The 25,213-nt window shown below is 59.5% G+C and carries 23 protein-coding genes; 12 read left to right on the top strand and 11 right to left on the bottom strand.

Going from position 1 to position 25,213, the window contains the following annotated elements; translation table 11 throughout:
* The first annotated feature begins 51 nt into the window (after window positions 1–51).
* From AB8880_11105 to aspS, 6 genes are all read left to right on the top strand, one after another.
* Window positions 52–1,290: an ABC transporter substrate-binding protein gene (locus AB8880_11105; GenBank protein XDZ65454.1), complete on the top strand. Its 1,239-nt coding sequence runs from the start codon at window positions 52–54 to the stop codon at window positions 1,288–1,290.
* Window positions 1,291–1,311: 21 nt separating this feature from the next.
* The gene (locus AB8880_11100; GenBank protein ID XDZ65453.1) at window positions 1,312–2,979 is read left to right on the top strand and encodes an ABC transporter permease; all 1,668 of its coding nucleotides are present in this window, start codon (window positions 1,312–1,314) and stop codon (window positions 2,977–2,979) included.
* 141 nt (window positions 2,980–3,120) lie between these two features.
* Window positions 3,121–3,627 carry a DJ-1/PfpI family protein gene (locus AB8880_11095; protein XDZ65452.1) on the top strand — a complete coding sequence of 169 codons (507 nt, stop codon included), beginning with the start codon at window positions 3,121–3,123 and terminating at the stop codon, window positions 3,625–3,627.
* A gap of 8 nt (window positions 3,628–3,635) precedes the next feature.
* Window positions 3,636–3,860 (top strand): DUF1289 domain-containing protein, encoded by a 225-nt coding sequence (locus AB8880_11090; GenBank protein XDZ65451.1) that lies wholly within the window; start codon window positions 3,636–3,638, stop codon window positions 3,858–3,860.
* A complete protein-coding gene (gene bmt, locus AB8880_11085; GenBank protein XDZ65450.1) occupies window positions 3,853–4,866 on the top strand; it encodes a betaine--homocysteine S-methyltransferase in 1,014 nt (337 codons plus the stop codon). Before AB8880_11090 ends, bmt begins: the two co-directional genes overlap by 8 nt.
* A gap of 115 nt (window positions 4,867–4,981) precedes the next feature.
* Window positions 4,982–6,754 (top strand): aspartate--tRNA ligase, encoded by a 1,773-nt coding sequence (gene aspS / locus AB8880_11080; protein ID XDZ65449.1) that lies wholly within the window; start codon window positions 4,982–4,984, stop codon window positions 6,752–6,754.
* Between the two features lie 67 nt (window positions 6,755–6,821).
* Here aspS and AB8880_11075 read toward each other — a convergent pair whose 3' ends face one another.
* Window positions 6,822–7,850, bottom strand: coding sequence for a COX15/CtaA family protein (locus tag AB8880_11075; GenBank protein XDZ65448.1), 1,029 nt, complete (start codon window positions 7,848–7,850; stop codon window positions 6,822–6,824).
* A 252-nt stretch (window positions 7,851–8,102) separates the two neighbouring features.
* Here AB8880_11075 and groES point away from each other — a divergent pair, with 252 nt between their 5' ends.
* On the top strand, window positions 8,103–8,390 hold the full coding sequence (groES, locus tag AB8880_11070) for a co-chaperone GroES (protein ID XDZ65447.1): 288 nt from the start codon (window positions 8,103–8,105) through the stop codon (window positions 8,388–8,390).
* Between the two features lie 54 nt (window positions 8,391–8,444).
* A complete protein-coding gene (gene groL / locus AB8880_11065) occupies window positions 8,445–10,091 on the top strand; it encodes a chaperonin GroEL (GenBank protein ID XDZ65446.1) in 1,647 nt (548 codons plus the stop codon).
* Window positions 10,092–10,171: 80 nt separating this feature from the next.
* Here the strand turns inward: groL and AB8880_11060 are convergent, their stop codons facing one another.
* Window positions 10,172–10,792, bottom strand: a complete 621-nt coding sequence (locus tag AB8880_11060; protein XDZ65445.1) for a biotin transporter BioY — start codon at window positions 10,790–10,792, stop codon at window positions 10,172–10,174.
* Between the two features lie 157 nt (window positions 10,793–10,949).
* Window positions 10,950–13,838, bottom strand: a complete 2,889-nt coding sequence (locus tag AB8880_11055; protein XDZ65444.1) for an ATP-dependent DNA helicase — start codon at window positions 13,836–13,838, stop codon at window positions 10,950–10,952.
* Window positions 13,839–13,956: 118 nt separating this feature from the next.
* On the opposite strand from AB8880_11055, the gene AB8880_11050 reads away from it, so the two are divergent.
* Together AB8880_11050 and AB8880_11045 are read left to right on the top strand one after the other, a co-directional pair.
* Window positions 13,957–15,567 carry a lysine--tRNA ligase gene (locus AB8880_11050; GenBank protein ID XDZ65443.1) on the top strand — a complete coding sequence of 537 codons (1,611 nt, stop codon included), beginning with the start codon at window positions 13,957–13,959 and terminating at the stop codon, window positions 15,565–15,567.
* Entirely contained in the window at window positions 15,564–16,679 is a 1,116-nt protein-coding gene (locus AB8880_11045) for a quinone-dependent dihydroorotate dehydrogenase (protein XDZ65442.1), read from the top strand. The genes AB8880_11050 and AB8880_11045 overlap by 4 nt, the downstream gene beginning before the upstream one ends.
* On the opposite strand, the gene AB8880_11040 is transcribed toward AB8880_11045, so the two are convergent.
* Complete coding sequence (locus AB8880_11040) at window positions 16,606–17,025, bottom strand: ribbon-helix-helix domain-containing protein (protein XDZ65441.1); 420 nt, start codon at window positions 17,023–17,025, stop codon at window positions 16,606–16,608. The genes AB8880_11045 and AB8880_11040 overlap by 74 nt on opposite strands.
* A 246-nt stretch (window positions 17,026–17,271) precedes the next feature.
* On the opposite strand from AB8880_11040, the gene rpmB reads away from it, so the two are divergent.
* Window positions 17,272–17,559: a 50S ribosomal protein L28 gene (gene rpmB, locus AB8880_11035; GenBank protein ID XDZ65440.1), complete on the top strand. Its 288-nt coding sequence runs from the start codon at window positions 17,272–17,274 to the stop codon at window positions 17,557–17,559.
* Between the two features lie 55 nt (window positions 17,560–17,614).
* Here rpmB and cobT read toward each other — a convergent pair whose 3' ends face one another.
* From cobT to AB8880_11020, 3 genes are read right to left on the bottom strand one after another with little or no spacing between them, the layout of a single operon-like run.
* A complete protein-coding gene (gene cobT, locus AB8880_11030; protein ID XDZ65439.1) occupies window positions 17,615–19,501 on the bottom strand; it encodes a cobaltochelatase subunit CobT in 1,887 nt (628 codons plus the stop codon).
* A gap of 19 nt (window positions 19,502–19,520) precedes the next feature.
* On the bottom strand, window positions 19,521–20,534 hold the full coding sequence (gene cobS / locus AB8880_11025) for a cobaltochelatase subunit CobS (GenBank protein XDZ65438.1): 1,014 nt from the start codon (window positions 20,532–20,534) through the stop codon (window positions 19,521–19,523).
* 25 nt (window positions 20,535–20,559) lie between these two features.
* Window positions 20,560–21,138 carry a J domain-containing protein gene (locus tag AB8880_11020; GenBank protein ID XDZ65437.1) on the bottom strand — a complete coding sequence of 193 codons (579 nt, stop codon included), beginning with the start codon at window positions 21,136–21,138 and terminating at the stop codon, window positions 20,560–20,562.
* A 104-nt stretch (window positions 21,139–21,242) separates the two neighbouring features.
* On the opposite strand from AB8880_11020, the gene AB8880_11015 reads away from it, so the two are divergent.
* A complete protein-coding gene (locus tag AB8880_11015) occupies window positions 21,243–21,482 on the top strand; it encodes a BolA family protein (protein XDZ65436.1) in 240 nt (79 codons plus the stop codon).
* Here AB8880_11015 and AB8880_11010 read toward each other — a convergent pair.
* Genes AB8880_11010 through AB8880_10995 form a run of 4 tightly spaced genes read right to left on the bottom strand, consistent with a single transcriptional unit; the run spans window position 21,466 to window position 24,985 of the window.
* Complete coding sequence (locus AB8880_11010) at window positions 21,466–22,035, bottom strand: DUF2889 domain-containing protein (protein XDZ65435.1); 570 nt, start codon at window positions 22,033–22,035, stop codon at window positions 21,466–21,468. The genes AB8880_11015 and AB8880_11010 overlap by 17 nt on opposite strands.
* Window positions 22,035–23,315: an HlyC/CorC family transporter gene (locus AB8880_11005; GenBank protein XDZ65434.1), complete on the bottom strand. Its 1,281-nt coding sequence runs from the start codon at window positions 23,313–23,315 to the stop codon at window positions 22,035–22,037. The genes AB8880_11010 and AB8880_11005 overlap by 1 nt, the downstream gene beginning before the upstream one ends.
* A complete protein-coding gene (gene aroB / locus AB8880_11000) occupies window positions 23,312–24,439 on the bottom strand; it encodes a 3-dehydroquinate synthase (GenBank protein XDZ65433.1) in 1,128 nt (375 codons plus the stop codon). Before aroB ends, AB8880_11005 begins: the two co-directional genes overlap by 4 nt.
* Before the next feature lie 9 nt (window positions 24,440–24,448).
* Entirely contained in the window at window positions 24,449–24,985 is a 537-nt protein-coding gene (locus AB8880_10995) for a shikimate kinase (GenBank protein XDZ65432.1), read from the bottom strand.
* Window positions 24,986–25,213 lie beyond the last annotated feature (228 nt).

The raw sequence follows: 25,213 nt of genomic DNA, 5'->3' as shown, positions 1-25,213 counted from the left end.
GGTGGTGATGTTCATCCGGTTGTTGCGAAAAAAGGCATGGAAAAACAACGCATGAAAGGAAAACCCATGAAATTCCTCTTTCGAAATCGGCGCATCATCCCTCGTCAGATCCATGCCGCCATTGGCCGGACAGTTCTGCTGCTTGCCCTTTTGATCGCAAGCGTCACCGGCAGGCCTGTTCTTGCCGAAACCGTGTATTTCAATGCCTGGGGCGGCTCCCCTGCCATAAATGACTATATTCGCTGGGCCGGGGATGAGCTGAAGGCGCGCCACGGCATCACGCTCGTGCATGTCAAACTGACGGATACCGCCGAAGCGGTGGGCCGGATACTGGCGGAAAAAGCAGCCGGCCGGAACAGCGGTGGCTCGGTTGATCTGATCTGGATCAATGGTGAGAATTTCGCCTCCATGAAACGTAACAACCTTCTTCAGGCAGAACCCTGGGCGATGGATCTGCCGTCTTTCCGGTTTACCGATCCCGTGGCCCTGCCCGCAATCCTGAATGATTTCGCCACCCCCACCGATGGGCTGGAAAGTCCCTGGGGCCGGGCCCAGCTTGTCTTTGGGTATGATTCAGCGGAACTGGCCAGCCCGCCGCGCTCGGCGGCCGCGCTTCGTCAATGGATCAAGGCGAATCCGGGGCGGTTCACCTTCCCGCAGCCCCCTGATTTCACCGGCACCAGTTTTCTCAAGCAGATCCTGCTGGAAGTTACAGCTGAACCGGCATTGCTGCAAAAGCCCGCGGATATGACTGATAGCGGCGCGGTGATGGCGCCGCTCTGGGAATGGCTTGATGAGGTGACGCCGCATCTCTGGCGGCAGGGCCGGCACTATCCGGCCAATTACACCGCCATGGTCCAGCTTCTCGGGGATCGTGAGATCAGCATCGCCATGGCGTTCAATCCGGCGGAGTTCTCGAACAACATCACCTCCGGTGTGCTGCCGGATACGGTGCGCAGCTACATCCACGAGGGCGGTACGATCGCCAATGTGCATTTTGTTGCCATTCCGTTCAATGCCTCTGCGCCGGAAGCGGCCAGAAAGGTTGCTGATTTTCTGCTCTCCCCCGAAGCCCAGTTGCGTAAAGCAGACAGTTCCATCTGGGGAGATCCGACGGTGCTGGCCATGTCGAGATTATCGGCGGCTGACCGGGCCGCCTTTGATGCGCTTCCGCGCGGGCTGGCAACCCTGACCGAAGCCGAATTGGGGCAGAGTCTGGCCGAACCCCACCCGAGCTGGGTGCCGCTGATCGAGGAGGAATGGCAGAAACGTTTTGCCAGTGGAGGTTAAACCAGCACGAAAGGCCGGAGGATGATGCGCTGGGCGATCATGGCAACTCTTCTCATCCCTATCATGGCCGGGGTGGCCGGGGTGGTTTTTCCGGCTTTCGGGGTGCTTCCGGTTCTCGGCCAGGTCAGGCCCGGTGTTGATGCACTTGTTCAGGTGATGGAGGTGCCGGGGTTTTCGGCCTCGGTCCGGCTTACCCTTTTCACCGGCTTCATGGGTACCTTCCTTTCTGCTGCCATTTCGTTGCTACTGCCGGGACTTTTATTCCAGTCGCCGCGATTTGGCCTGCTCAGGCGGTATCTGGCCCCGGTTCTTTCCCTGCCCCATGTCACCATGGCGGTGGGGCTTCTTTTCCTGTTGCAGCCGAGCGGCTGGCTGATCCGTCTCATCTCTCCCTGGCTGACCGGCTGGACCCGCCCCCCCAATCTTGCGCTGGTCCCGGATGAAGCGGGGATTGTCCTGATCCTCGGGCTCATGGCCAAGGAAGTTCCTTTTCTGGTGCTGATGGTTCTAGCCGCGCTGGGGCAGATCAATCCTGCCCGGCTCATGACATCGGCCCGCAGTCTTGGCTATGGCCAGATGACATCCTGGGTGATGGTTGTCCTGCCGCAGTTATGGCCGCGGATGCGCCTGCCTGTTCTGATTGTCCTGGTGTTCTCGCTGTCGGTTGTGGATATGGCGGTGGTGCTTGCCCCGGGTACGCCGCCGCCGCTGGCGGTGCGGGTGCTGCGCTGGTATCAGGACCCGGATCTGGGCCTGAGGTTTCTGGCATCTGCCGGCGCGCTGGTTCAGCTGGTCCTCGTGGTTTTTGGGTTTGGTCTTCTGCTGGGGCTTGAACATCTGGCCGGCAGGTTTGGCCGCTGGATATCCTTCCGGGGGGTGAGGTTTCGCCGCGGCCGAAAGATCATGCATCAGGCGGTGGCGGCTCTCTTGCTGGCAGGCGGGTTGCTGCCGTTTGTTCTGGCCCTCATGGGGCTCTTCTCGGCGCTGATCTGGTCGGTGGCCGGGATATGGCGCTTCCCCGATGCCCTGCCGACACTTCTGACCTTGCGCTACTGGTCCGGTCTTGAAGGCGGGCTGGGTCCGGCGCTGGTGGAAACATTGCTGATCGGCGTTGTCTCCGCCTTTCTCGGGGTGGTGCTGGTGATCATCTGGCTTGAGCAGAAATCTGCCCGCGCCGGAATTTCCGAAGAGCTGATTTTCATGCCACTGCTGATCCCGCAGATCGGGTTTCTGTTCGGCTTGCAGATCGTGTTGCTCTGGCTTGGTCTGGATGGCCGGCGGCTGGCCTTGATATGGGCGCATCTTCTGTTTGTTTTTCCCTATGCCTGGCTGACGCTGGCGCCGTCCTGGCGCGCCTATCCCCGGGAATGGGATATTCTGGCCGCAACCATGGGAAAATCGTGGCCTGAGCGGTTTTTCCGGGTCAAGCTGACCCTTCTGCTGACCCCGGTGCTGACGGCGTTTGCGATCGGGTTTTCGGTCAGCGCGGCGCTCTATCTGCCGACGGTTTTTGCCGGCAATGCCCGTATCCAGACCCTCACCGTCGAAGCGGTTACGCTGGCCACCGGGGCCGGGCGCCAGCCCCTCGGGGTGGCAACAGGCCTTCAGATGCTGCTGCCTTTTCTTGTCTTCGTGCTGACAGGTGCGATAAGCCACTGGCGTTTCCGCCGGTTTTCAGGCATTTCCTGAAAACTGATTGTTGATAAATATTGCCGAAGATGCCTTGCCCTTCACCCCTCATGGCGTTATATAAGGGCACAATTCTTACATTACCATCTGCCAAAAGCGCTGCAATCCTGCGGCGGCTTTTCCCATATTCAGGAGAGAGATATGCCATCACCCTTTGACGGAAAAACCATTGCCATTCTTGTCGGGAGCGGGTTTGAAGAAAAACCCTTTGTTGACCTCCAGCGTGCCCTTGCTTCGGCGGGCGCGACCGTGAAAGTGATCTCCCGCGATACCGGCCTAACCAATAGCTGGGCGAATGGCACCTGGGGTCTTTCCTATCCGGTTGATGCGCATATTTCCGAAACACTGGCCGTTGATTTTGATGCTTTTGTCATCCCGGATGGCAAGCGTCATACCGATATCCTGATTAACGAGGCACATGTCCGGCGGCTTGCATCGGCATTCCTGCGTGAAAGCGCGCCGTCTCTCCTGATTGGCTCTGGTGTCGAACTGGCAAGGGAATATGGATTTGCCGATAGCGCAAGCGTTGATGAAGTCACCACAATGGGTGCCCTCGTGCTGGCTCCTGCCGGGGCAGAGGTCGAAGAGATTTTGGTTGCGTTCGAGGCCGCAATGGTTAACGCTTCAGCGGAGGAAGCAGCTGCCTGAAGGCTTTCATGACAACGAATACCAAACTGCCATCTCCATGTATCAGCATCTGCCAGATCAATCCCGTGGACGGGCGGTGTCTCGGATGTGACCGGACGAGAGATGAAATCGCCGCCTGGCCCCGGCTGACACCGGATCAGCAGATGTATCTGCTGGCAGAATTGCGTGAGCGGCGGGCCGCACGGACAGGTCGCCGCCGAAGATCAACACGACGGGTTTCGAGTAATGGATAAATTTACGCGCATGCTGGCTGAGCAAGGTTTCATCCTTGCCGATGGCGCCACCGGAACAAACTACTTTGCCCTTGGACTGGAAACAGGCCATCCGCCCGAGTTCTGGAATATTGAAAAGCCCGAAAATGTGTCTGGCCTGCATCGACGCTTTCTTGAAGCAGGCGCTGATCTCATTCTGACCAATTCTTTTGGCGGGACAAGCTATCGGCTCAAGCTTCATGCCGCCGAGGGACGGGTGCGTGAGCTGAATATTGCGGCGGCGAAACTTGCCCGCGAGGCGGTGACGGCATTTGAGGAAAACACCGGCCGGACCGCGCTTGTGGCAGGGTCCATGGGCCCGACCGGGGAGCTTTTCGCGCCCCTCGGGGCGCTGGACCATGAAAGCGCGGTTGCCGCCTTTACAGAACAGGCCGAAGCGCTGGCCGAAGGCGGGGTTGATCTGCTCTGGATCGAAACCATCTCATCTCTCGAAGAGGTTGATGCCGCCATGGATGCAGCAAAATCTGTCGGCCTGCCCTTCACCGCTACCATGACCTTTGATACAGCAGGCAAATCCATGATGGGGGTTGAGCCTGGGGATTACGCCCGCCATGTCCATCAAGGCGGTGCGGTGGCGGCCGGGGCCAATTGCGGGGTCGGCCCGGCGGAGCTGATGCATTCGGTGATGGGCATGCGCGAGATAGATGGGATCAGGCTGATCGCCAAGGGCAATTGCGGTATCCCCGAATATCGCGACGGGGAGATCCATTACCACGGCTCACCTGAATTGATGGCAAAATATGCCACCCTTGCCCGGGATGCCGGGATGGCGGTGATCGGCGGCTGCTGCGGGACGACGCCGGAACATATTGCCGCGATGCGTCAGGCGCTGGATTCAACCCCGCCACAGGGACCGGTGGATCAGGCAAGACTTGATCACGAGCTTGGGCCAGCCTGGGCAGGTACGGCCGATCAGAAAGAGGGGCGTTCCGGCCGTGATGGTCGCCGCGGCCGCCGTCGGCGTTAGCGCTGGCCTCAAGCCGCCTTGACAAACCGTAAAGTCTTTCTTGCCAATCCGGGCCAGCCGTGCATACTCCGCGCCGTGGACTGGAGACCTGGCTGACTTGGGAAAAGGGTTTAACATGCATATTTACCGCACACATACCTGTAAGGATCTTCGCCTGGATGATGTTGGCAAGGAAGTCCGGTTGTCGGGCTGGATACACCGCAAGCGGGATCACGGCCAGCTGGTGTTTATCGACTTGAGGGATCATTACGGGATCACGCAATGTGTTGCGGACTCATCGGACCCGACATTTGCGGCGGTGGAAACCATCCGCAACGAATCCGTGGTGACGGTGACAGGCAAGGTTGTTCAGCGAACCGAAGATACGGTCAACAGAAACCTGCCCACCGGCGAGATCGAAATCCGGATCGAAACCTTTGAGGTGCAGTCAGCCGCTGAATTGCTGCCGCTTCAGGTCAATTCCGATGAAGATGCGGGCGAAGAAACCCGCCTCCGCTACCGGTATCTTGATCTTCGCCGCAGCCGCCCGCATCAGAACATCATGCTGCGGGCTCAGATAATCCAGTCCATCCGTCGGCGCATGGTCGATCAGGGGTTCATGGAATTTCAGACACCGATCCTGACCGCCTCCTCCCCTGAAGGCGCGCGGGATTTTCTCGTCCCGTCACGTCTTCACCCCGGCAAATTCTATGCTCTGCCGCAGGCACCGCAGCAGTTCAAGCAGCTGATCATGGTCTCGGGCTTTGATCGCTATTTCCAGATTGCCCCCTGTTTCCGGGACGAGGACAGCCGTGCCGATCGCAGCCCGGGAGAATTCTATCAGCTTGACCTTGAGATGAGCTTTGTTGAACAGGATGACGTCTTTGCGGCGGTGGAACCGGTGATAGCCGGTGTTTTTGAGGAATTCACCAAAGCTGATATTTCCGCGCCTTTCCAGCGAATCACCTTTGCTGATGCGATGCTGAAATATGGCACGGACAAGCCTGATCTGCGGATTCCGATAACCATTCACGATGCAACGGAAACCTTCCGCGGCTCCGGATTTGCCATTTTCGCCAAGGCGATCGAGGGCGGCGCCGTTGTCCGGGCTGTTCCCGGCCCGGGTTGCGGCAGCCGCTCGGTGGCGGACCGCATGAACGCCTGGGCCCAGGGTGAAGGCGCCCCCGGCATGGGCTATATCATCTATGGCGAGGGCGAAGCCCGCGGGCCGGTGGCCAAGGCGCTTGGCGAAGACAAGGCACTCGAATTACGGGATCAGCTTGGTCTTGCCGATGGTGATGCGGTGTTCTTTGCCTGCGCCGCCGAAGCCGAGGCGGCATCCCTTGCCGGGCGTGCCCGGATCAAGATTGCCGATGACCGCGACTTGCGTGAAGATGGCTATGCCTTCTGCTGGATTGTCGATTTTCCGATGTTCGAAAAGGATGAGACCACGGGGCAGATCATCTTCTCCCACAACCCGTTCTCCATGCCGCAGGGCGGGCTTGAGGCACTGGAAAACCAGGATCCTCTTGAGATCAAGGCCTGGCAGTATGATCTGGTCTGCAACGGGGTGGAGCTTTCCTCCGGGGCGATCCGGAATCACCTCCCCGAAGTCATGTACAAGGCCTTTGCCATTGCCGGCTACGGCCCCGAAGTGGTCGACAGCAAATTCCCCGGCATGATCAACGCCTTCCGGTATGGTGCACCGCCCCATGGCGGGATTGCTCCGGGGATTGACCGGATGGTGATGCTGATCGCCCGGGAGCCGAATATCCGGGAGATCATCCTCTTCCCGATGAACGGCAAGGCCGAAGACCTGATGATGGCCGCACCTTCCGACGTCGGGGATGAGCAGTTGCGGGAGCTGCATATCCGCCGCCAGCTTCCCCCCAAACCCCAGTCGGAATGATGGTGGCCCGGCGCAATCGCGGCCCGGAATGATAGTGTCTTAAAGATCGTCGCGGACGCGCCGGAATTCAGGCGGATACCCGCTTCAGGCTCAGCCCATGGGCACACCAGATGACCGATGCAAGCAGCGCGGCGGCTCCGGCCTGATGCAGCGTGCCCAGGCTGACCGGCACGCCATGAAGAAGCGTGGTGATACCAAGCACGAATTGCAGCCCCACCATGGCAAGCATGGAATGCCCGCGGCCATGAAGCCCTGCCGTACAGCATCGCCGCCACAGGCTGGCCACGCCGATCACCACCAGAAGCGCAAGGATACGGTGATGGAACTGCGCAGAAGCGCCGTTTTCAAACGCATCCATGGCCCCCATTTCCCCGTATTCCACGGGCACAAACCCATCCCCCATCAGCGGATATTCATTGTATAGCTTGCCTGCATCCATGCCGGCAACAAAGGCACCGGCAACAATGGTGATGGCAAGAAGGCCCAGAATTCCGGCCGTATGCCCGCCCGGCCATCGGCCGCGGCCATCGCGAAGGTCCAGCGCCGTCCAGATCAGCATACCGAAGATCAGCAGCGCCATCGAAAGATGCACCGCCAACCGGTATTGCGAAACTTCAGGATCTTCGGCAAGACCGGATTTCACCATCCACCAGCCGATGCCGCCCTGCAGCCCGCCAAGTACAAGGAGCAGGATAAACCGCCACCCAAAGCCATGGGGGATTTTTTTCCGGATGGCAAAAAGGATCAACGGAACCGCAAAGGCAAGGCCGATCAGCCGCCCCAGCACCCGGTGCAGGTATTCCCAGAAGAAAATCGTCTTGAATGCCGCCAGATCCATGTGGCTGTTGATGTGGATGAATTCAGGAGACTGCTGATAGAGCGTGTAGACCCGGTTCCATTCCGCAGGCGAAAGCGGCGGCAGAATACCTATCAAGGGCCGCCATTCCACCATCGAAAGCCCGCTGCCAGTGAGGCGGGTGATGCCGCCCACCACCACCATCACAAAGACAAGGGCGGCAACCGAAAACAGCCAGATCTCCACCGGGCGAAACCCGGCGGCATGGCGACGGTCTTGATCAAGGCTTGCATTCATCATGATGTCTTCATACCTTTTTTCCGGGTCCAAACCTAGATCGATGCGGCGACATCGGGCGTGGCGAATTGAAGCGTCCAGCCGAAAGAAGTTTTTTTTGACAAATTTTGAAAAGATATCGGATTTTTTTTGAATATATCCTTGACGCCGGCGAAATGAAGTCTCATATGCACCATGTAGTTTTTAGCACTCATGAGGGAAGAGTGCCAATTCCTCCCTCTTGCGTGTGTAACGTTAACCCTTAGGAGGACAGGCATGAAATTCAAGCCGCTTCACGATCGTGTTCTTATTCAGCGGGTGGAAAGCGAAGAAAAAACCGCTTCCGGGATCATTATTCCGGATACCGCCCAGGAAAAGCCCATGCAGGGCAAGGTTATCTCAGTCGGGTCTGGTGCCCGCGATGAGTCCGGCAAGATTGTGCCGCTGGACGTCAAGGCAGGCGACCGCGTGCTGTTTGGCAAATGGTCCGGCACGGAAGTCAAGATTGATGGAACGGAATACCTGATCATGAAGGAATCCGACATCATGGGCATTATGGAATAAGCCCTGATCCGATCAGAAACCCAACATCACCATTTAAAGAAAGGTTAACCTGAAATGGCTGCCAAGGATGTAAAATTTGGTTCAGACGCACGCACTCGGATGATGGCAGGCGTCGATACTCTCGCAAATGCAGTGAAGGTCACCCTCGGCCCGAAAGGCCGTAACGTTGTGCTTGAAAAAGCCTTCGGTGCCCCACGCATCACCAAGGACGGTGTTACCGTTGCCAAGGATATCGAACTCAAAGACAAGTTTGAGAACATGGGCGCACAGATGGTCCGTGAAGTTGCCTCCAAGGCCAATGACATGGCCGGTGACGGCACCACCACCGCAACCGTGCTGGCCCAGTCCATTGCCCAGGAAGGCGCCAAGGCCGTTGCCGCCGGCATGAATCCGATGGATCTCAAGCGCGGTATTGATCTTGCGGTTGAGAATGTGGTTGCCACGCTGGCATCACGTTCCAAGGCGATCACGACGTCCGCTGAAGTCGCCCAGGTCGGCACCATCTCGGCCAATGGCGAATCCGATATCGGTGAAATGATTGCCCAGGCCATGGAAAAGGTCGGCAATGAAGGCGTCATCACCGTCGAAGAAGCCAAGAGCCTCGACACCGAACTGGACGTGGTTGAAGGCATGCAGTTTGATCGCGGCTATCTGTCGCCGTATTTCGTCACCGATGGCGAAAAGATGAAAGCCGTGCTCGAAGAGCCCTATATCCTGCTGCATGAGAAGAAACTCTCCAATCTGCAGGAAATGCTGCCGGTCCTTGAAAAGGTGGTTCAGTCCAGCCGTCCGCTGCTGATCATCGCAGAAGACATCGAAGGCGAGGCGCTCGCAACCCTCGTGGTCAACCGTCTGCGTGGCGGCCTCAAGGTTGCTGCGGTCAAGGCACCTGGCTTCGGCGATCGTCGCAAGGCGATGCTTGAAGACATTGCCATCCTGACCAACGGCACCGTGATTTCCGAAGAAGTCGGCATCAAGCTTGACAGCGTAACCCTCGACATGCTCGGTTCCGCCAAGCGTGTTGAAATCACCAAGGAAAACACCACCATCGTCGATGGTTCCGGCCAGAAGAAGCAGATCCAGGCTCGCTGCAACCAGATCCGTGCCCAGGTGGAAGAAACCACCTCCGATTACGATCGTGAAAAGCTGCAGGAACGTCTGGCCAAACTGGCAGGCGGTGTTGCCGTGATCAAGGTTGGCGGCGCCACCGAAGTCGAGGTGAAGGAACGCAAAGACCGTGTCGATGATGCCATGCACGCAACCCGCGCTGCCGTCGAAGAAGGGATCGTCCCGGGTGGTGGTACCGCCCTGGTCAAGGCGATTGCCGGTCTTGAAAAAATCAGTGGCCAGAACGAAGATCAGAATGTCGGCATCAACATCGTCCGTCGTGCTCTCCAGGCACCGGCGCGTCAGATCGCCAACAACGCTGGCGCCGATGGCTCCGTCATCGTCGGCAAACTGCTCGAAGACAAGAGCACAACCAAAGGCTACAACGCCCAGACAGGTGTCTTCGAAGACCTGATCAAGGCTGGCGTCATTGACCCGACCAAGGTTGTTCGTTCTGCTCTTCAGAATGCCGCTTCCGTGGCTGGCCTGCTGATCACCACCGAAGCCATGGTAGGCGAATTGCCTGAGCCGAAATCCGCCGCACCGGCCCCTGACATGGGTGGCATGGGCGGAATGGGTGGCATGGGCTTCTAAAGCCCGGCCTCCTCAGGCCATATTCCAGATATAGAAAAGGCCGGGAAATTCCCGGCCTTTTTTGGTGATTTAATCTATCACTAGCGGTTTCGGGAAATCCATTTCCAGGCCATCGGGAAAGCCAGCACCGCCAGCCCCAGTTTGAGCGCATCCCCGATCAGAAAGAGGGCAAAGCCCTTGCTCGCCACTTCACCGATCAGCGCCATGCCGGCAAAATCGGTATTGACCGCATACATATAAGACAGCCAGAGCGTGCCCGGGATGTAGATGGCGATATTCCCAAGGATCATGGCAACAGCGGTGCTGAACGGGCGGCGGTCCCAGCCGTTTTCCGCAAGCCAGCCGGTCACATAGGCGGCGCCAACAAAACCTGCAAGATATCCGGCGGTCCACAGGGTGAAGGGATGGGCCCAGGTCCGTGCTTCGGCAAAAACCGGGAAATACAACCCCTCGATGAGATAGGCAAGGGCCGCCAGCGCGCCGAGGCGTGGCCCCAGTGCCATGCCGACAACAAGAACCGCGAAGGTCTGGCCTGTTATCGGCACCGGTGAGATGGGCAGGCGGAAGGCGATCTGCGCGGAAATGGCGATCAGCAAGGAGCCGGCAAGAACAAGCAGGGCGTTACGGAAAAGGGTTCTCCCCTCATTTCCAAGGATCGCGGTTGCCAGGCTTGGTGAAGGCTTTAGCGAAAGTGCAGGCATTGGTTTTTCCCTTTCACTTGGTAAAGGTCTGGTTATGAACAGGCTGGCCCCGTACCATGACAGCACATGGGTCAGCAGGTGAAATCATACGCATCCGCGCCCGGAAATGCAAAATCTTCTGATCGAGTCATGATCGGCAGGCTGCGATGATACGAAATCAGCTCCGATCGTTGAGGAAACGCCGGGTTTCCGCCACCGCATCGGCCAGCCCGCAGCGCATCACCTCTGCCCCTTTTGGAAAAGCGGAAAGCAGGCGGCTCGGCAGGCGGCTGTCGAGGACGACAAAAACCCCCCGGTCATCACCGCGCCGGACAAGGCGGCCAAAAGCCTGCCGAAGTTTCATCCGGGTGAGCCGGTCGGACCATGCCTCCCGCCCGAAATACCCGGCACGCGCCTTGTAAAGCATATCAGGTCTGGGCCAGGGAACACGGTCAAAGACGATCAGCTGCAGGGCTTCCCCCGGCACGTCAATCCCGTCACGGACCGCGTCGGTGCCAAGCAGGCAGGATCGCCGGTCCTCCCGGAAAATCTGCAACAGGGTCTGGAGATTCATCGCATCGACATGCTGGGCGTAAAGCGGCAGACCAGCCTTTTCAAGCTCGGGGTTGAGCGCGAAATGCACATCCCTCAGCCGGCGGATTGCCGTGAAAAGCCCGAGCGCGCCACCCCCCGAAGCGGTCATCAGCGCCGCCATGGCTGAGGCTGCCTGCGCGGGGTTGTCTCTTGCCACATCGCCCACCACCATGATGCGGGTCTGGCTGGCATAGTCGAACGGGGAGGCGACGGTGGAAACCAGCGCTGGACGGGAAAGGTGGGCCGCCCCGCTCAAATGTCGGGCAAAAGCCCAGGGATCGGGGCCGGAAGTGTCGGGGCCGGAGGTATCGGTTCCGTCTTGTGTCCCCGCCTCAGCCCTCGAGGGACCTGAGCTTGCAGATACCGGAGGTGCGGGGGCGCCATCCTCGGTCAGGGTGGCGGAGGTGATGACCGCGCCATGCGCCGGGGCGAGAACAAGGCGGCTGAACGGCTCGCTCGGGTCGAGGTGATGACGCCTGATGCCGATATCGATATCCTCGCCATTGCGGCGCGTGGCTTCCATCCAGTCGATAAATCCGGGCCGGCATCCTGCGGCAGCCTCGGAGAGCGAACTGGCCGCGGCGATATCCGACAGAAGATCAATCCATGCCGCGAGCGGCCCGCTTGCCCGGCGGACAAGGCCGCGGGCGGCGCCTTCAAGCCGTGATCGGGATTGGGTGTCAAGCGTGTCGGCTTCGGCCACAAGAAGTCGGTTGAGGCTGGCGGCAAGGCGTTCAAGAGGCCCCGCAATGCTTCGCAAGGCATCGGCAAGCCCCATCGCCATCAGGGCCAGATTTTCTTCCACCGGAACAAGCCCGGCTTCAAGGTTATAGAGGCTGTCCGGGGAGGAAGCGCGGGCATAGATGGCGGCGCGGGCGGCAAAAAGGAACTGTTCGACCGGGCCTTCCGGTGCCGCATCGGAAAGTCGCCCCCGCCAGCCGGCGGCAGGCAGAATACGCGAAGCTTCCATGGCCGCATCAAGATCGGCCATCGCCGCCGCGTTGCCGGCAAGGATATCTTCCAGTCTTGCCTTGAGCCCTCTTGCCCGGCTGCGCCTGTTGCCGTCATTCCCCCTGATCCAGCGCCTGAGATCAGCTGTCTCGGCCCCGCTGAAAGTGGTGGAAAAGGCGCTGTCGGCAGCATCAAAGACATGGTGACCTTCATCGAAGACGATTCGCGTCGGGGCACCGGCGTTGTCCTGCGCGGGCGCCAGCGCCGCCATGGTTGCGCCGATCATGACAAGCGCATGGTTGGCAACCACGATATCCGCGCTGCGGGCGCGCTGGCGTGATCGTTCGACAAAACATTTCTGGTAATGGCGGCAGGCGGAGTGAATACATTCACCGCGCCGGTCCGCCAGCCCCATCGTCAGCCCGTGGCCCAGCAGATCCGTCAGCCAGGCAGGAAAGCCACTGCCGGTCAGATCTCCGTCGCGGTCAGCCTCCGCCCAGCGCGCCATCAGGCCGAGCGCCGGGGCAAAACGAGGCGTCGCCGCAACGGTGGCGAGCGCATCTTCAAGATTGAGCAGGCAGAGATAATTCTCTCGTCCCTTGCGGATAACAACCTTTCGCTCACGGTCTTCACGCTCGGGATAGAAGCGGGCCATCTCTTCGGTGACCTGATGCTGCAGGCTGCGGGTGTAGGTGGAAATCCAGACCGGCGCCTTGTTCTCCTCGGCCCAGAGCGTCGCCGGGGCAAGATAGCCGAGCGTCTTGCCGGTGCCGGTGCCAGCTTCGGCCAGCACAAGATTAGGCCCGCCATTGTCGCGGGGCGTATCGAACGCCGGAAGCAGGCTTTCGGTATAGGCTTTCTGGCTTGGCCTGACTTCAGCCCCCCGGCCGAGCATGTGTTTCAGCCGCGATGCCGCCGCCTCGGCCCGGACAGGAAAAGCTCCCGGTTCGGGCTGCGGTCCCGGATCAGGTATTTCCGGCAGGCGTTGCCAGATTGCCGCGCACCGTCCATCCGGCGGCGCCGGGTCCGGCATGGTTTCGCCAAGCGCGGCCAGCACCGACGGCGCCCAGCCCCAGCCTCCCTGGGCCATCATGCGGGCCATGCCGGCGGCCTGCTCGCGGGCTGCGCCGGAATACCCCGCCAGTTCCTCGAGCAGGGCAAGACAGGCTTTCGGCACAAGCATGGCCTGGCTGTCGTCATCCCCGCCTGTATCAAGGCCAAGCGCCCGGCCAAGACCTGTCGGCGTTGGCAGGCAGAACTGCGCGGGCCGGACAAAGGCAAAAAGCTCCAATGCATCCACGCCTTCGAGTGCGCCGAGACCCTTAAATTCCATTCCCAGTCTGGTGGAAGTCCAGCGCCGATGGCAGAAGATGGCTGGACGGCCATTCAGCCGGTCACGGGCCTCAGCGATGGAGATGGTCTCGATCACTCCATCGGGATCCACCATGACGACGTGACGGGCGGTAGGAAATACGGCCGGCAGAGGGGGGAGCGAGATGGGCAGAGGCGGGGCTTCAGTCATATCCCGGTTGTACCTGATCTGCCGTCGTTTCACCAGATATTGACCTTATCCCGCGTCGGCCATATGTTGCGGGCGTAAACTGACCCGTCGCGTCAGTCAGATAAAGGAATTCCTGTTCATGACATCGCCTTCGATCCCTCTCGAAATTCTCGCCAATGCCAAGGCCTGGCCCTTTGCCGAAGCCCGGAACCTGATCGCCAGGCTCGACAAGATGAAGGCAAGCCCTGATGCGGCAAAACCGGTGCTGTTTGAAACAGGATACGGGCCGTCGGGCCTGCCGCATATCGGCACATTCGGTGAGGTGGTGCGTACCTCCATGGTGCGGCATGCGTTCGAGACGCTGACCGGTCTGCCGACCCGGCTGATCTGCTTTTCCGATGACATGGATGGGCTGAGGAAAGTGCCGGATAATATTCCGAACAAGGAGATGGTGGCCTTGCATCTGGGCAAGGCGCTCACCGAAGTGCCGGACCCGTTCGGTACCCATGAAAGTTTCGGCGCCCATAACAACGCAAGGTTAAAGGCCTTTCTCGACGGGTTCGGGTTTGAATATGAATTTTTCTCGGCAACCGAATGCTACAGGTCCGGTCTTTTTGATGAAGCGCTGCGCACGGTCCTGCGCCATTACGATGCCATCACCAATGTGGTGCTGCCCACCCTCGGCGAGGAGCGGCGTGCAACCTACAGCCCGTTCCTGCCGATATGTCCGGATACGCGGCAGGTCCTGCAGGTGGAAATCATCGCCCATGATGCCGATTCCGGCACGGTGTCCTATCGTGATCCGCGCGATGGCGGCGTCCGGGAAGTGCCGGTGACCGGCGGTAACTGCAAACTGCAATGGAAATGTGACTGGGCGATGCGCTGGTTTGCCCTCGGGGTGGATTACGAAATGAGCGGCAAGGACCTCAGCGAATCGGTGATCCTTTCCTCGAAGATCGTGCGTATCATGGGGGGCACCCCGCCGGAAGGCATCTCCTATGAGCTGTTTCTTGACCAGAACGGCGAGAAAATCTCCAAATCCCGGGGCAATGGGCTCAGCGTTGAGGAATGGCTGACCTACGGGACCGAAGAATCGCTGGCACTGTTCATGTACAACCAGCCGAAAAGGGCCAAGCGCCTGTTCTTCGATGTGGTGCCGAAAATGGTAGATGAATATTACAGCCATCTTGAAAAATATCAGGCGGCGGATGCGGCGGCACGCCTCGATAATCCGGTCTGGCATATCCATGGCGGCACGCCGCCTTCGGAAACTCTGCCGGTCGGGTTTTCGCTCCTGCTCAATCTGGCCGGGGTCTGCCAGGCGGAAACCCCGGATGTCATCTGGGGCTATCTTGAGCAATACGCCCCCGGTCTCACCGCGGAAAACAGCCCGCAACTGGCCCGGCTGGTGTCCTATGCGGTGACCTATTATCAGGAAAGGGTGCGCCCCGGCAAAACCTACCGGGCGCCGGATGATGCCGAAATCAGCGCCTTGCAGGATCTGGATTCCCGCCTTGAGGCCCTCGCGCCCGAAGCCGAAGCCGAAGATATCCAGTCCGCGGTTTTCGCCGTCGGCAAGGACGCGGGCTATGAGCCGTTGAGAGACTGGTTTTCCTGTCTTTATCAGGTGCTGCTCGGCCAGAACGAAGGCCCGAGGATGGGGTCCTTCATCAAGCTTTACGGCATCGCGGAGACCCGGGCGCTGATCGGGCGCGCCATTGCGGGCGATCTGGCGCGGGGGGATTCGTGATCTGGCCTGCCGCCGCCGCGCTTGCCCGATATCTTCCGGGAGAGGCGGCACATCGGCTGGCGGTGCGGTCTCTTGCTCTCGGCATCGGCCCGCGTGTTCCGGCTGACCTTTATGGAGATCGACTGGTCAGCCGTATCGGCGACCTTACGGTCCTGAACCCGCTCGGGCTTGCGGCCGGGTTTGACAAGGATGCCGAGGCCATGTCCGGGGCGCTGGCGCTTGGCTTCGGGGCGGTGGAAGTTGGAACGATCACTCCGAAACCCCAGCCCGGCAATCCCAAGCCCCGGGTGTTTCGCCTGGCTGAAGACGGCGCGGTGATCAACCGGTATGGGTTCAATAACAGCGGCATGGTGCGTGCGGCAGCGCGGCTTCGGCGGTTCCGGCAATCCTCTCCCCCTGGGCAAAAGCCGCACCAGCTCATCGGCGTCAATATAGGCGCCAACAAGGACAGCCCCGACCGGGTGGCGGATTACCACATGGCGGCATCCTGCCTTGCCCCGTATTCGGATTACATGACCGTCAATGTCTCCTCCCCGAACACGCCGGGGCTGCGCGGGCTTCAGGAGCCGGCTTTTCTCACCGCCGTGCTGGAGGCAACATCCGAAGGCATCGCCGCCGCCGGGGTCAGCTGTCCTCTCCTGCTCAAGCTTGCCCCTGATCTTGATGAGGCCGGGCTCGCCGCAGCGATAGAAGTGGCGGAGAACAAGGGCATCGCCGGGTTGATCATCGCCAATACCACGATCAGCCGTCCAGACGGGCTTCGCGGGGCCCATCGCCATGAGACAGGCGGTCTTTCAGGCACGCCGCTGTTTCAGCTTTCCACCTCCATGCTGCATCGGGCCCATCGCTTGACCTGGGGCAGGCTGCCTCTTGTTGCGGCCGGAGGTGTTGCCTGCGCCCGTTCTGCCTACGCGAAAATTCTCCTCGGCGCGTCCTTTGTGCAGATCTATACCGGGCTTGCGCTAAAGGGGCCTCATCTGCCCGGTGAAATTCTGTCCGGATTGAACGCGCTTATGCTTGAAGACGGCTACGGATCGATCAGCGATGCGAAGGGTTCCGCTTCTCGGATGGAAGAGGCTTTGCGTCGTTGCTGGCCAGATAGGGGGTATTGAGCTTGGCCATGGCGGCATAAAGCGGTGATGGAAAGGGCATGACGTTTTCGTGAAAATCTCCCCCGCTCAGGGCCTGCAGTTCAGCCATCACCCGGATGCGGGTTGCCTCCAGCGCCAGATACCGGATGACGGTGGAGATGTTTTCATCGCCGCGGTAGTTATCCACGATTTCCGAGCAGATCGCATCCACGGACTGGCTCTCATACCGGCTGAGTTCTTCCAGCGCTTCCCAGACATAAATCTCAAAGGAAAGCGTGGTTCGTCGCCCGCCGATATAGACATTGCGCTTTTCCCGTTTCAGCGGGAAATTTGATGGAACACCGTTGGATCTTTTGTCCGGTTTCATGCTGGTCCCGATATAATCCTTATCCTTCCGGTTTGCCCTTAAGGCGCTACCCGGCCGGACCGCCCATATGAGGCAGGTTATTCTTAAGTGGCATTCTAGAAGATGTGTTCGCCATCCAACACCCATCCAAAAGGATAGGTCTAAATGGCACCAGAACTGGCTTGACCTTCGGCCTGAAGATAGATAAAAGAACCTTGTTCTGCGGCGCAAGGCCGCTTTATTTTTTGAGAAGAAGGGAGCGAGGCCATGGCACGTCGCTGTGAACTTACCGGTAAGGGCGTGATGACTGGCAACAATGTCAGCCACGCGAACAACCGTACCCGTCGCCGTTTTCTGCCCAATCTGCAGCAGGCTTCCATGTTGAGCGAGACACTGGGCAAGACGGTTTCCTTGCGGGTTTCCGCATCCGCTATCCGGACCGTCGAAAAGAAGGGAGGCATCGATGCCTTCCTGCTTGCCGCCAAAGACACGGATCTGAGCAAAGGTGCACTTGCCACCAAGAAAGCAATCAAGGCAGCGCAGGCTTCCGGTTGATCGGATTTATCCTTCAGGATGATGAGCAAACCCCTTCTTCGGAAGGGGTTTTTTTTCAGGCGACGCGGCGGCGGCCACGCGGCCGTGATGCATCTTCATCAAAAAGATCGGCAAGCTGGCTTGTAACCGCGCCACCGAGCTGTTCCACATCGGTGATCGTCACCGCCCGCTGGTAGTAGCGGGTCACGTCATGGCCGATCCCGATGGCGAGCAATTCGACCGGGGATCGGGTTTCGATATATTCGATCACCTGCCGCAGATGAGCTTCAAGGTAGTTGCCCGGATTGACCGAGAGGGTGGAATCATCCACCGGCGCCCCATCCGAGATGACCATCAGGATGCGGCGGTCTTCGGATCGGCCGAGAAGGCGGTTATGTGCCCAGATCAGCGCTTCGCCGTCGATATTTTCCTTGAGCAGGCCTTCGCGCAGCATCAGGCCGAGGGATTTTCGTGCCCGCCGCATCGGGGCATCGGCGGGTTTGTAGATGATGTGGCGCAGATCATTAAGCCTGCCCGGGAAGGCCGGTTTTTCGACGAGCTGCCATTTCTCGCGGGATTGCCCGCCTTTCCATGCCTTGGTGGTAAAGCCGAGGATCTCAACCTTGACGCCGCACCGCTCGAGAGTCCGGGCCAGGATATCCGCGGTCACCGCCGCGATGGTGATGGGCCGGCCACGCATGGAGCCGGAATTGTCGATCAGCAGGGTTACGATCGTGTCACGGAACCTGATATCGGTTTCCATCTTGTAGGAAAGCGGATGCGAAGGCTGGGTGACAACCCGCGAAAGTTTCCCCGCATCCAGCATCCCCTCTTCGAGGTCAAATTCCCAACTTCGATTCTGATGCGCCATCAGCTTGCGCTGGAGCCGGTTGGCAAGTTTGCCGATAATGGTGTTGAGGTTTTCCAGATGCTTGTCCAGCAGCCCCCTCAACCGGGTCATCTCTTCGGGGTCGCACAACTCGCTTGCATCCACCACTTCGTCGAACTCTTCGGTGAAAATGCGATAATACTCGCCTTTCTCGCGGCTGGTTTCGCCGGCATCGGCACTTTCCCCGGCCGGGTTTTCCCCCTCGGCAAGGGCATCCTCCCCATCTTCCCCGTCCTCGCTCATGTCGCCATCGGCCGCTTCCATGGTCGAGGCATCGGCGTCCTGATCGATGCTTTCGCTTTCGCCGTCCTCTCCTTCGCCTTGCGGGGCGGTGGACTGATCCTCATCGCCGCCATCCTGGGAGGCTTCGTCCTGATCCTCGTCCTCATCGTCGCTGTCATCAGGTTCGACCGGCTCCCCGAGATCGGTCTCAAGCGCCCCGATCAGGCGGCGGGCCACCTCGGCGTAATGCTCCTGATTGTCGGTGTTTTCCTTGAGCGCGTTGATCAGGTCGCCGGCCCGGCTGTTGACCCAGGGACGCCAGAGATCCACCGTCATGGCGACATTGGCCGGAGGCTCTTCACCGGTGAGCGCCTGACGCACAAGCAGGCTTGCCACATCGGCGATGGCGGCGTGGTTTTCCCCTGTCTCCTCTGCCCCGGGGGGTGGCAGGGGCTGGCTTGCGTATTTGGCTTCGATCTGTTCCCGCAGGTTGCGGGCAACACCGGGCATCCCGCGCATGCCCACCGCCTCGACCCGGGCACGTTCAACGGCATCAAAAATGGCCCGGGCTGGTCCCGCTGACGGGGCCATGCGGTTATGTACGGAATCGCTGTGGTTGGCGATCCAGACCGCCGCGCTGTCGGCGGAGCCGCGAACCCGCTGTTCCTGCTGGGAACGAATCGTCTCGGTGCCGAGATTGTTGCTCCGGGGAGGAGAGGGAAGCCGTACTTCAGTGGCGGTGATCACCGTATTGGCGCCGGTGTAACGGACATCATGATGAGAGCCGCCGGCCATGGCCCTCAGGCAGGCGGCGGTGGAACGCAGGAAACGGTCATCATGCTGGCTGGCCATGGGATTAGCGGCGTCTCATCTAGCTTGCGGCAACGGTGAAAACCGTATCGCCCAGTTCATCATCAAAGCAGCGCTGGTAATACTCGCCGACGATCGGACGTTCCATCTCATCGCATTTATTCAGGAAGGAAAGGCGGAAGGCCAGTTTGACGTCACCGAGAATTTCGGTGTTCTCCATCCAGGTTATCACCGTTCGCGGCGACATGACCGTCGAAATATCCCCGGCGATAAACCCTTTGCGGGTCAGGTCGGCCATGCGGACCATGCTGTCCACCATGGCGCGGTTCACCTGTGTGCTGTCCGGCGCCATCTTGGCGGTGATGATCTCCATCTCCACGTCATGGGGCAGGTAGTTGAGGGTTGAGACGATCGACCAGCGGTCCATCTGCCCCTGGTTGATCTGCTGGGTGCCGTGGTAGAGCCCGGTGGTATCGCCAAGGCCCACGGTATTGGCGGTGGCAAAGAGACGGAAGCTTGGATTCGGGCGGATCACGCGGTTGGTATCAAGCAGGGTCAGCTTGCCTTCGATTTCCAGCACCCGCTGGATCACGAACATCACATCAGCCCGCCCCGCATCATATTCATCAAACACCAGCGCCACCGGATTCTGGAGCGCCCAGGGAAGAATGCCTTCGCGAAATTCGGTTACCTGCTTGCCGTCCTTGAGCACGATCTGGTCCTTGCCGACCAGATCGATCCGGCTGATATGGCTGTCGAGATTGATGCGGATACACGGCCAGTTCAGCCGGGCCGCCACCTGTTCGATATGGGTGGATTTGCCGGTGCCGTGATAGCCCTGGATCATCACCCGGCGATTATGGGCAAAGCCGGCGAGAATGGCGAGGGTGGTATCGCGGTCAAAAACATAGTTCTCATCAAGATCCGGCACATATTCCGAGGTGGTGGAAAAGGCCGGGACGGTCATGTCGACGTCGATCTTGAACACATCGCGGGCGTTGACCGTGGTGTCGGGAGCGGAAAGGCTGTGCGCGGGCTTGCGTTCAGCGGTGGTATGCGTTGCGGACGTTGACATGCTTGATCCTTATGTTGCGCGTGTATCACATTTCGCCGTTAAATTGACGTTTGAGGATGGAATAGGCCCAGTTGATCGTCTTCAACCTGTCTTCGGCTTCTTTTGAGCCGCCATTGGCATCCGGATGATGGGCCTTTGCCAATTCTTTATAGCGTTTTTTCACTCTTTGCCCATCCTTGCAAGGGGAAAGTCCAAAAATTGACCAGGCCTGCCGTTCATCTTCGGGAATTTTCGGGCTTTCCTGCCTTGCCCCGTTCCCATTGCCGCCAAGGGCGCCGAGCGGATCTTCGAAATTCGTTCTGAAGTGCCGGGTTGAATCGCGGCTGGTGCCGAATTTCCAGGAGGGGCGCTCCCAGGTGGTGGATTTTCGAATGGCTTCTTCCATGCCGTTTTCGTCAAGACCTTCAAAATAATTCCAGCCCTTGTTGTATTCCCGCACATGGTCAAGGCAGAACCAGATATAATCCCGGAGATCAGATCTCGACCGCGGCGCCGGATGGGTGCCTTCGGCACGGCATCCTTCCTGCGCGCATGTCCGGGTCATGGGATCCTGGCGGGTGTTGAAACCCGCAATATCCGGGGTGATGATCGGTTGCTTCTTCATTCTACTAACTATAAGCCGGAAGGCCGTTCTTGCAACCTTGGACATCGCGACAAAGACGCGCTATATCTTGTCTCATGCAGCAGAATAATTCACGCCGGCAACGCATGGAAAACCGTCTTCGGGCCGAGCTGTCGCCCACGGAGCTGTTGGTCCGTGATGTTTCAGCCCAGCACCATGGCCATGCCGGCTGGCGCGAAGGGGGCGAAACACATTTCGAGGTGGATATCCGCTCCCCGATGCTTGAGGGGATGAGCCGGATCGACGCCCATCGCCGTGTCAATGCGGCGCTGGCCGATGAGCTCGCCACCGGCCTGCACGCCCTGCAGATCAGGATTCTGCGCTAGTCTCAGGATTATCGAGACCGGCGAGTACCGCTGCCGGATCTTCGGCATGGCCGATGCAGCTGTTGATCAGCGCGTCGTGCTCCTCTTTCAGCGGGTTGCTGCCGGCGGGCGTTGCCCGTTTCTGCCTGGCCTTTTCCCCGTAGAGCGTCTGATAGGCCACGGTTGCAACCGGCCCCATCAGTTCGGTGATATGGGTGCAGCCAGCGACGCCGCCAATGGCCTGGCGGACTCTGTTGCGCCAGCCCGGCGCGATGGTGAGCCCCACCAGACGGCCAAAGATCTGTGTTGCTGATGGGCAGATATGATACGGACCGGCGAGGGTCTCGGCTTCAGCCTCGTGGATCGTCATGTTCGCATCGATGGCAATGCGCACTTTCATGTGATGCAGCGCTTCATTGGCATGTATCATGCCGCGGTCACGATTGGGAAAATCATAGGTCTTCACGTCCTTGATCTCACCTTCGATATCGATCAGCCCGTCGCTGCGGCTGTATCCGTCAAGGGTGATGGTCCGGGTGTGGACGCGCTCGCGGGTTATTCCTGCCGAAGGCATTATGACATCTCCTCTTCGCTCTCTTGCGGTTCATGCCAGACACGTATGCGTTCAAGTTTGTTGCCGGTGCGCCGCAGTATTCTGAGCCGCGTGCCATGGAACCGGAATTCCTGACCCGGGCTCGGGATGGTGCGGGTTTCGTTGAGCACCAGGCCGGCAATCGTGGCGGCGTCATCATCCGGCAGGCTCCAGCCAAGGGCACGGTTGAGGTCACGGATGGTCACGATGCCATCAACAATCCAGGATCCATCAGCCTGCGGGCGGATACCGCTGATCTCAAGATCATGTTCATCATCGATATCCCCGACGATTTCCTCGAGGATATCCTCAAGCGTGACGATGCCGCGGAAATCGCCGTATTCGTCAACCACCACGGCAAAATGCTCACGTCTTGAGCGGAAAGCCTGCAACTGGTCGATCAGCAGGGTGGTTTCCGGGGTAAAATACGGGTCGGCGGCAATATCGGTGATATTAGGCGGATGGGCCGCGCCATCCGCGGCCTTGCCGAGACCACGCAGCAGCGCCTTGACATGCAGAACCCCGATGATGTTGTCGGTCTTGCCGGAATAGACGGGATGACGCGTGTAGGGCGAATCCATCACCTGCCGGAACACTTCATCGGGGTCACTGGCGGCGTTGATCATCATCACCGAGCCGCGATGGGTCATGACTTCTTCTACCGTGACTTCACCCAGATCAAGCACGCTTGCCAGCATGGCTGTCTGTTCCTTGGCTTCGGCATCATCGGTTGTCTGCCCGTGCAGGGCGATCATCCCGCGCAGCTCATCCTCCCGGCTTTCATCCGGCGAACCAAAACGGCCGATGAAAAGCTTTACAAGCCCGTTGAGCGCAGCCGTAAACGGCGTCAGTATCAGCACCATCATCCGTACCGGTTTGGCCACGCCGAGCGCAAAGCGGTCCGCATGATTGAACGCGTAGGTCTTGGGAATCACTTCGGCGAAAAGAACAAGCAGGATCGTCATTCCGACGGTGGAGATCACCACCCCGGTCTCCCCGAAATAGGAAATCGCCGCCGAGGTGGCAAGAGATGTCGCCAGCACATTGACGAGATTGTTGCCGATAAGCAGACTGCTGATCAGCTTTTCCTTGCGCTGGCGCAGTTTTTCCACCGCGCTGGCACGATCGTCACCCCGGTTGGCGAGCCCGTGTATCCGCGCTTCGGAGGCCGCGGTCAGGGCTGTTTCGGAGCCGGAGAAGAACGCCGAGCCAAGCAACAGAACAATAATTGAGAGAATAAGCAGCAATATTCCGAGTGTCATGCCTCACGCCCCTCAAGCACGGCCAGCACATCCGCCGGATCAACACGGTCATCAACCCTGGCATCACCGATACCATGGGGGATGATGAGCACGATCCTGCCGGCCGAGGCTTTCTTGTCCTTTTTTATATGATCCCGGAGGCGGGCCGCGCTGGCCTCGCCAAGTCGGTTGCTGAGCTGGCGGCGATGGGTCGGCAGTCCGGCCGCTTCAAGATGCGCTGCAACACGGTCAAGATCACCATCGGAACAGGTCCCGAGGCGATGAGACAGCCGGAAGGCATCCATCATGCCGACCGCAACCGCTTCGCCATGCAGGACCGAGCCGTCATATCCCGCCTCGGCTTCATAGGCATGCCCGAATGTATGGCCGAGATTGAGCAGGGCCCGGCGGCCGCTTTCGCGCTCATCCTCTTCGACGATCTGTGCCTTGGCCCGGCAGCAATGCGCCACGGCGGCAATGATGGCCTCCGGGTCAAGGTTAAGCACCGCGGAGCTGTTTTCTTCAAGCCAGGCGAAAAATCCGGCATCGCCAAGGAGCCCGTATTTCACCATTTCCGCATATCCGGCCCTCATTTCCCGCCTCGGCAGGGTGGCAAGGCAACCGGTATCGGCCAGCACCGCCCGGGGCTGGTGAAAGGCGCCGATCAGATTCTTGCCGGCGCGGGCATTGATGCCGGTCTTGCCGCCAACGGAACTGTCGATCTGGGCAAGCAGGGTTGTTGGCAACTGGATGAAATCCACCCCTCGCAGGAGGCTGGCCGCGGCAAACCCCACAAGATCACCAATGACGCCGCCGCCCAGCGCCACCAGCATGGCCTTGCGGTCCAGGCCCAGCCCGAGCAGGTTTTCCATGAGCTCGCTGTATTGCCCAAGGGATTTGGATGCTTCCCCCGAAGGCACGGTCAACCCATCAAGGCGGCTTGCGATCCGGCCGAGCGAGACCATCAGCGGGGGCAGATGCGTCTCGGTGAGGGCGGCATCGGCGATCACCACAAGATGGCGTCCTGCGGCGATGTCCTTCAGCAGCTCATCTGCCCGGGAAATCAGATCGGGGCCGATATGGATCGGATAGCTTCGCTGGCCGAGATCAACCTCGACGCAAGTATGGGGTGAAACCGTGGTCATGAGCTCATTTCAGGACTGGCGTGCATCAAGATACTCCGTCAGGGTATTTTTTACCTTTTTGACGGCATCGGCAAGGGACAATCCGTCGGTATCGATGGTCAGATCCGCTTCGGCATAGACAGGGTAGCGGATTTCCGCCAGTTCACGCAGCACGTCATGCGGGTCCCGTCCTTTCAGCAGAGGGCGGCTGTCGGTATTGGATATGCGGTTGGCGAGGGTGGCAGGTTCAGCCTTGAGCCAGACGGAAAGCCCCTTTTCCTTGATCAGCGCCCGGGTTGCATCATGGAGAAACGCCCCGCCGCCGGTGGCAATGATTCCGGGGGTGCCATCGAGCAGCTGGTTCAGCGTTCTGGCTTCGAGTTTGCGAAAAGCATCTTCACCATAAAGATCGAAAATCATGGCAATGCTCATCCCCGCCGCCTCTTCGATCGCCGTATCGCTGTCGATGAAGTCGAGATCAAAAAGCCGCCCGCACTGGCGGCCGATATTCGATTTTCCCGCCCCCATCAATCCGATCAGGACGATGCTTTTGTCAATTCTCGACATTGAGGTTTTCCCATGGTTGCGAACATGTATTAGCCAGTCAATGGCAGAGATACAAGTCCGGATCTGTTCCCCCGGTCTTATATGCGGTATCAGGGGGCTTTTTTTACTGCCTCATTCCCGACATAATACTCGAGGATATTAGGGTTGTGGTTTATCGGCAATCAGGATTGTTGTCGGCTGATATCCTGTCTGGCGCTGGCATGCCGCCGGGCTGCTTTTGTTGTGGAG

This window comes from Alphaproteobacteria bacterium LSUCC0684 (assembly GCA_041228335.1).
Lineage (GTDB): Bacteria > Pseudomonadota > Alphaproteobacteria > Puniceispirillales > UBA1172.
This window is presented reverse-complemented; position numbering and strand designations above follow the sequence as displayed.

What these genes read in the sequence shown, in the direction of transcription:
- AB8880_11105 (XDZ65454.1), top strand. Translation starts at nt 52, where the DNA reads ATGAAAGGAAAACCCATGAAATTCCTCTTTCGAAATCGGCGCATCATC.
- AB8880_11100 (XDZ65453.1), top strand. Translation starts at nt 1,312, where the DNA reads ATGATGCGCTGGGCGATCATGGCAACTCTTCTCATCCCTATCATGGCC.
- AB8880_11095 (XDZ65452.1), top strand. Translation starts at nt 3,121, where the DNA reads ATGCCATCACCCTTTGACGGAAAAACCATTGCCATTCTTGTCGGGAGC.
- AB8880_11090 (XDZ65451.1), top strand. Translation starts at nt 3,636, where the DNA reads ATGACAACGAATACCAAACTGCCATCTCCATGTATCAGCATCTGCCAG.
- bmt (XDZ65450.1), top strand. Translation starts at nt 3,853, where the DNA reads ATGGATAAATTTACGCGCATGCTGGCTGAGCAAGGTTTCATCCTTGCC.
- aspS (XDZ65449.1), top strand. Translation starts at nt 4,982, where the DNA reads ATGCATATTTACCGCACACATACCTGTAAGGATCTTCGCCTGGATGAT.
- AB8880_11075 (XDZ65448.1), bottom strand. Translation starts at nt 7,850, where the DNA reads ATGATGAATGCAAGCCTTGATCAAGACCGTCGCCATGCCGCCGGGTTT.
- groES (XDZ65447.1), top strand. Translation starts at nt 8,103, where the DNA reads ATGAAATTCAAGCCGCTTCACGATCGTGTTCTTATTCAGCGGGTGGAA.
- groL (XDZ65446.1), top strand. Translation starts at nt 8,445, where the DNA reads ATGGCTGCCAAGGATGTAAAATTTGGTTCAGACGCACGCACTCGGATG.
- AB8880_11060 (XDZ65445.1), bottom strand. Translation starts at nt 10,792, where the DNA reads ATGCCTGCACTTTCGCTAAAGCCTTCACCAAGCCTGGCAACCGCGATC.
- AB8880_11055 (XDZ65444.1), bottom strand. Translation starts at nt 13,838, where the DNA reads ATGACTGAAGCCCCGCCTCTGCCCATCTCGCTCCCCCCTCTGCCGGCC.
- AB8880_11050 (XDZ65443.1), top strand. Translation starts at nt 13,957, where the DNA reads ATGACATCGCCTTCGATCCCTCTCGAAATTCTCGCCAATGCCAAGGCC.
- AB8880_11040 (XDZ65441.1), bottom strand. Translation starts at nt 17,025, where the DNA reads ATGAAACCGGACAAAAGATCCAACGGTGTTCCATCAAATTTCCCGCTG.
- rpmB (XDZ65440.1), top strand. Translation starts at nt 17,272, where the DNA reads ATGGCACGTCGCTGTGAACTTACCGGTAAGGGCGTGATGACTGGCAAC.
- cobT (XDZ65439.1), bottom strand. Translation starts at nt 19,501, where the DNA reads ATGGCCAGCCAGCATGATGACCGTTTCCTGCGTTCCACCGCCGCCTGC.
- cobS (XDZ65438.1), bottom strand. Translation starts at nt 20,534, where the DNA reads ATGTCAACGTCCGCAACGCATACCACCGCTGAACGCAAGCCCGCGCAC.
- AB8880_11020 (XDZ65437.1), bottom strand. Translation starts at nt 21,138, where the DNA reads ATGAAGAAGCAACCGATCATCACCCCGGATATTGCGGGTTTCAACACC.
- AB8880_11015 (XDZ65436.1), top strand. Translation starts at nt 21,243, where the DNA reads ATGGAAAACCGTCTTCGGGCCGAGCTGTCGCCCACGGAGCTGTTGGTC.
- AB8880_11010 (XDZ65435.1), bottom strand. Translation starts at nt 22,035, where the DNA reads ATGCCTTCGGCAGGAATAACCCGCGAGCGCGTCCACACCCGGACCATC.
- AB8880_11005 (XDZ65434.1), bottom strand. Translation starts at nt 23,315, where the DNA reads ATGACACTCGGAATATTGCTGCTTATTCTCTCAATTATTGTTCTGTTG.
- aroB (XDZ65433.1), bottom strand. Translation starts at nt 24,439, where the DNA reads ATGACCACGGTTTCACCCCATACTTGCGTCGAGGTTGATCTCGGCCAG.
- AB8880_10995 (XDZ65432.1), bottom strand. Translation starts at nt 24,985, where the DNA reads ATGTCGAGAATTGACAAAAGCATCGTCCTGATCGGATTGATGGGGGCG.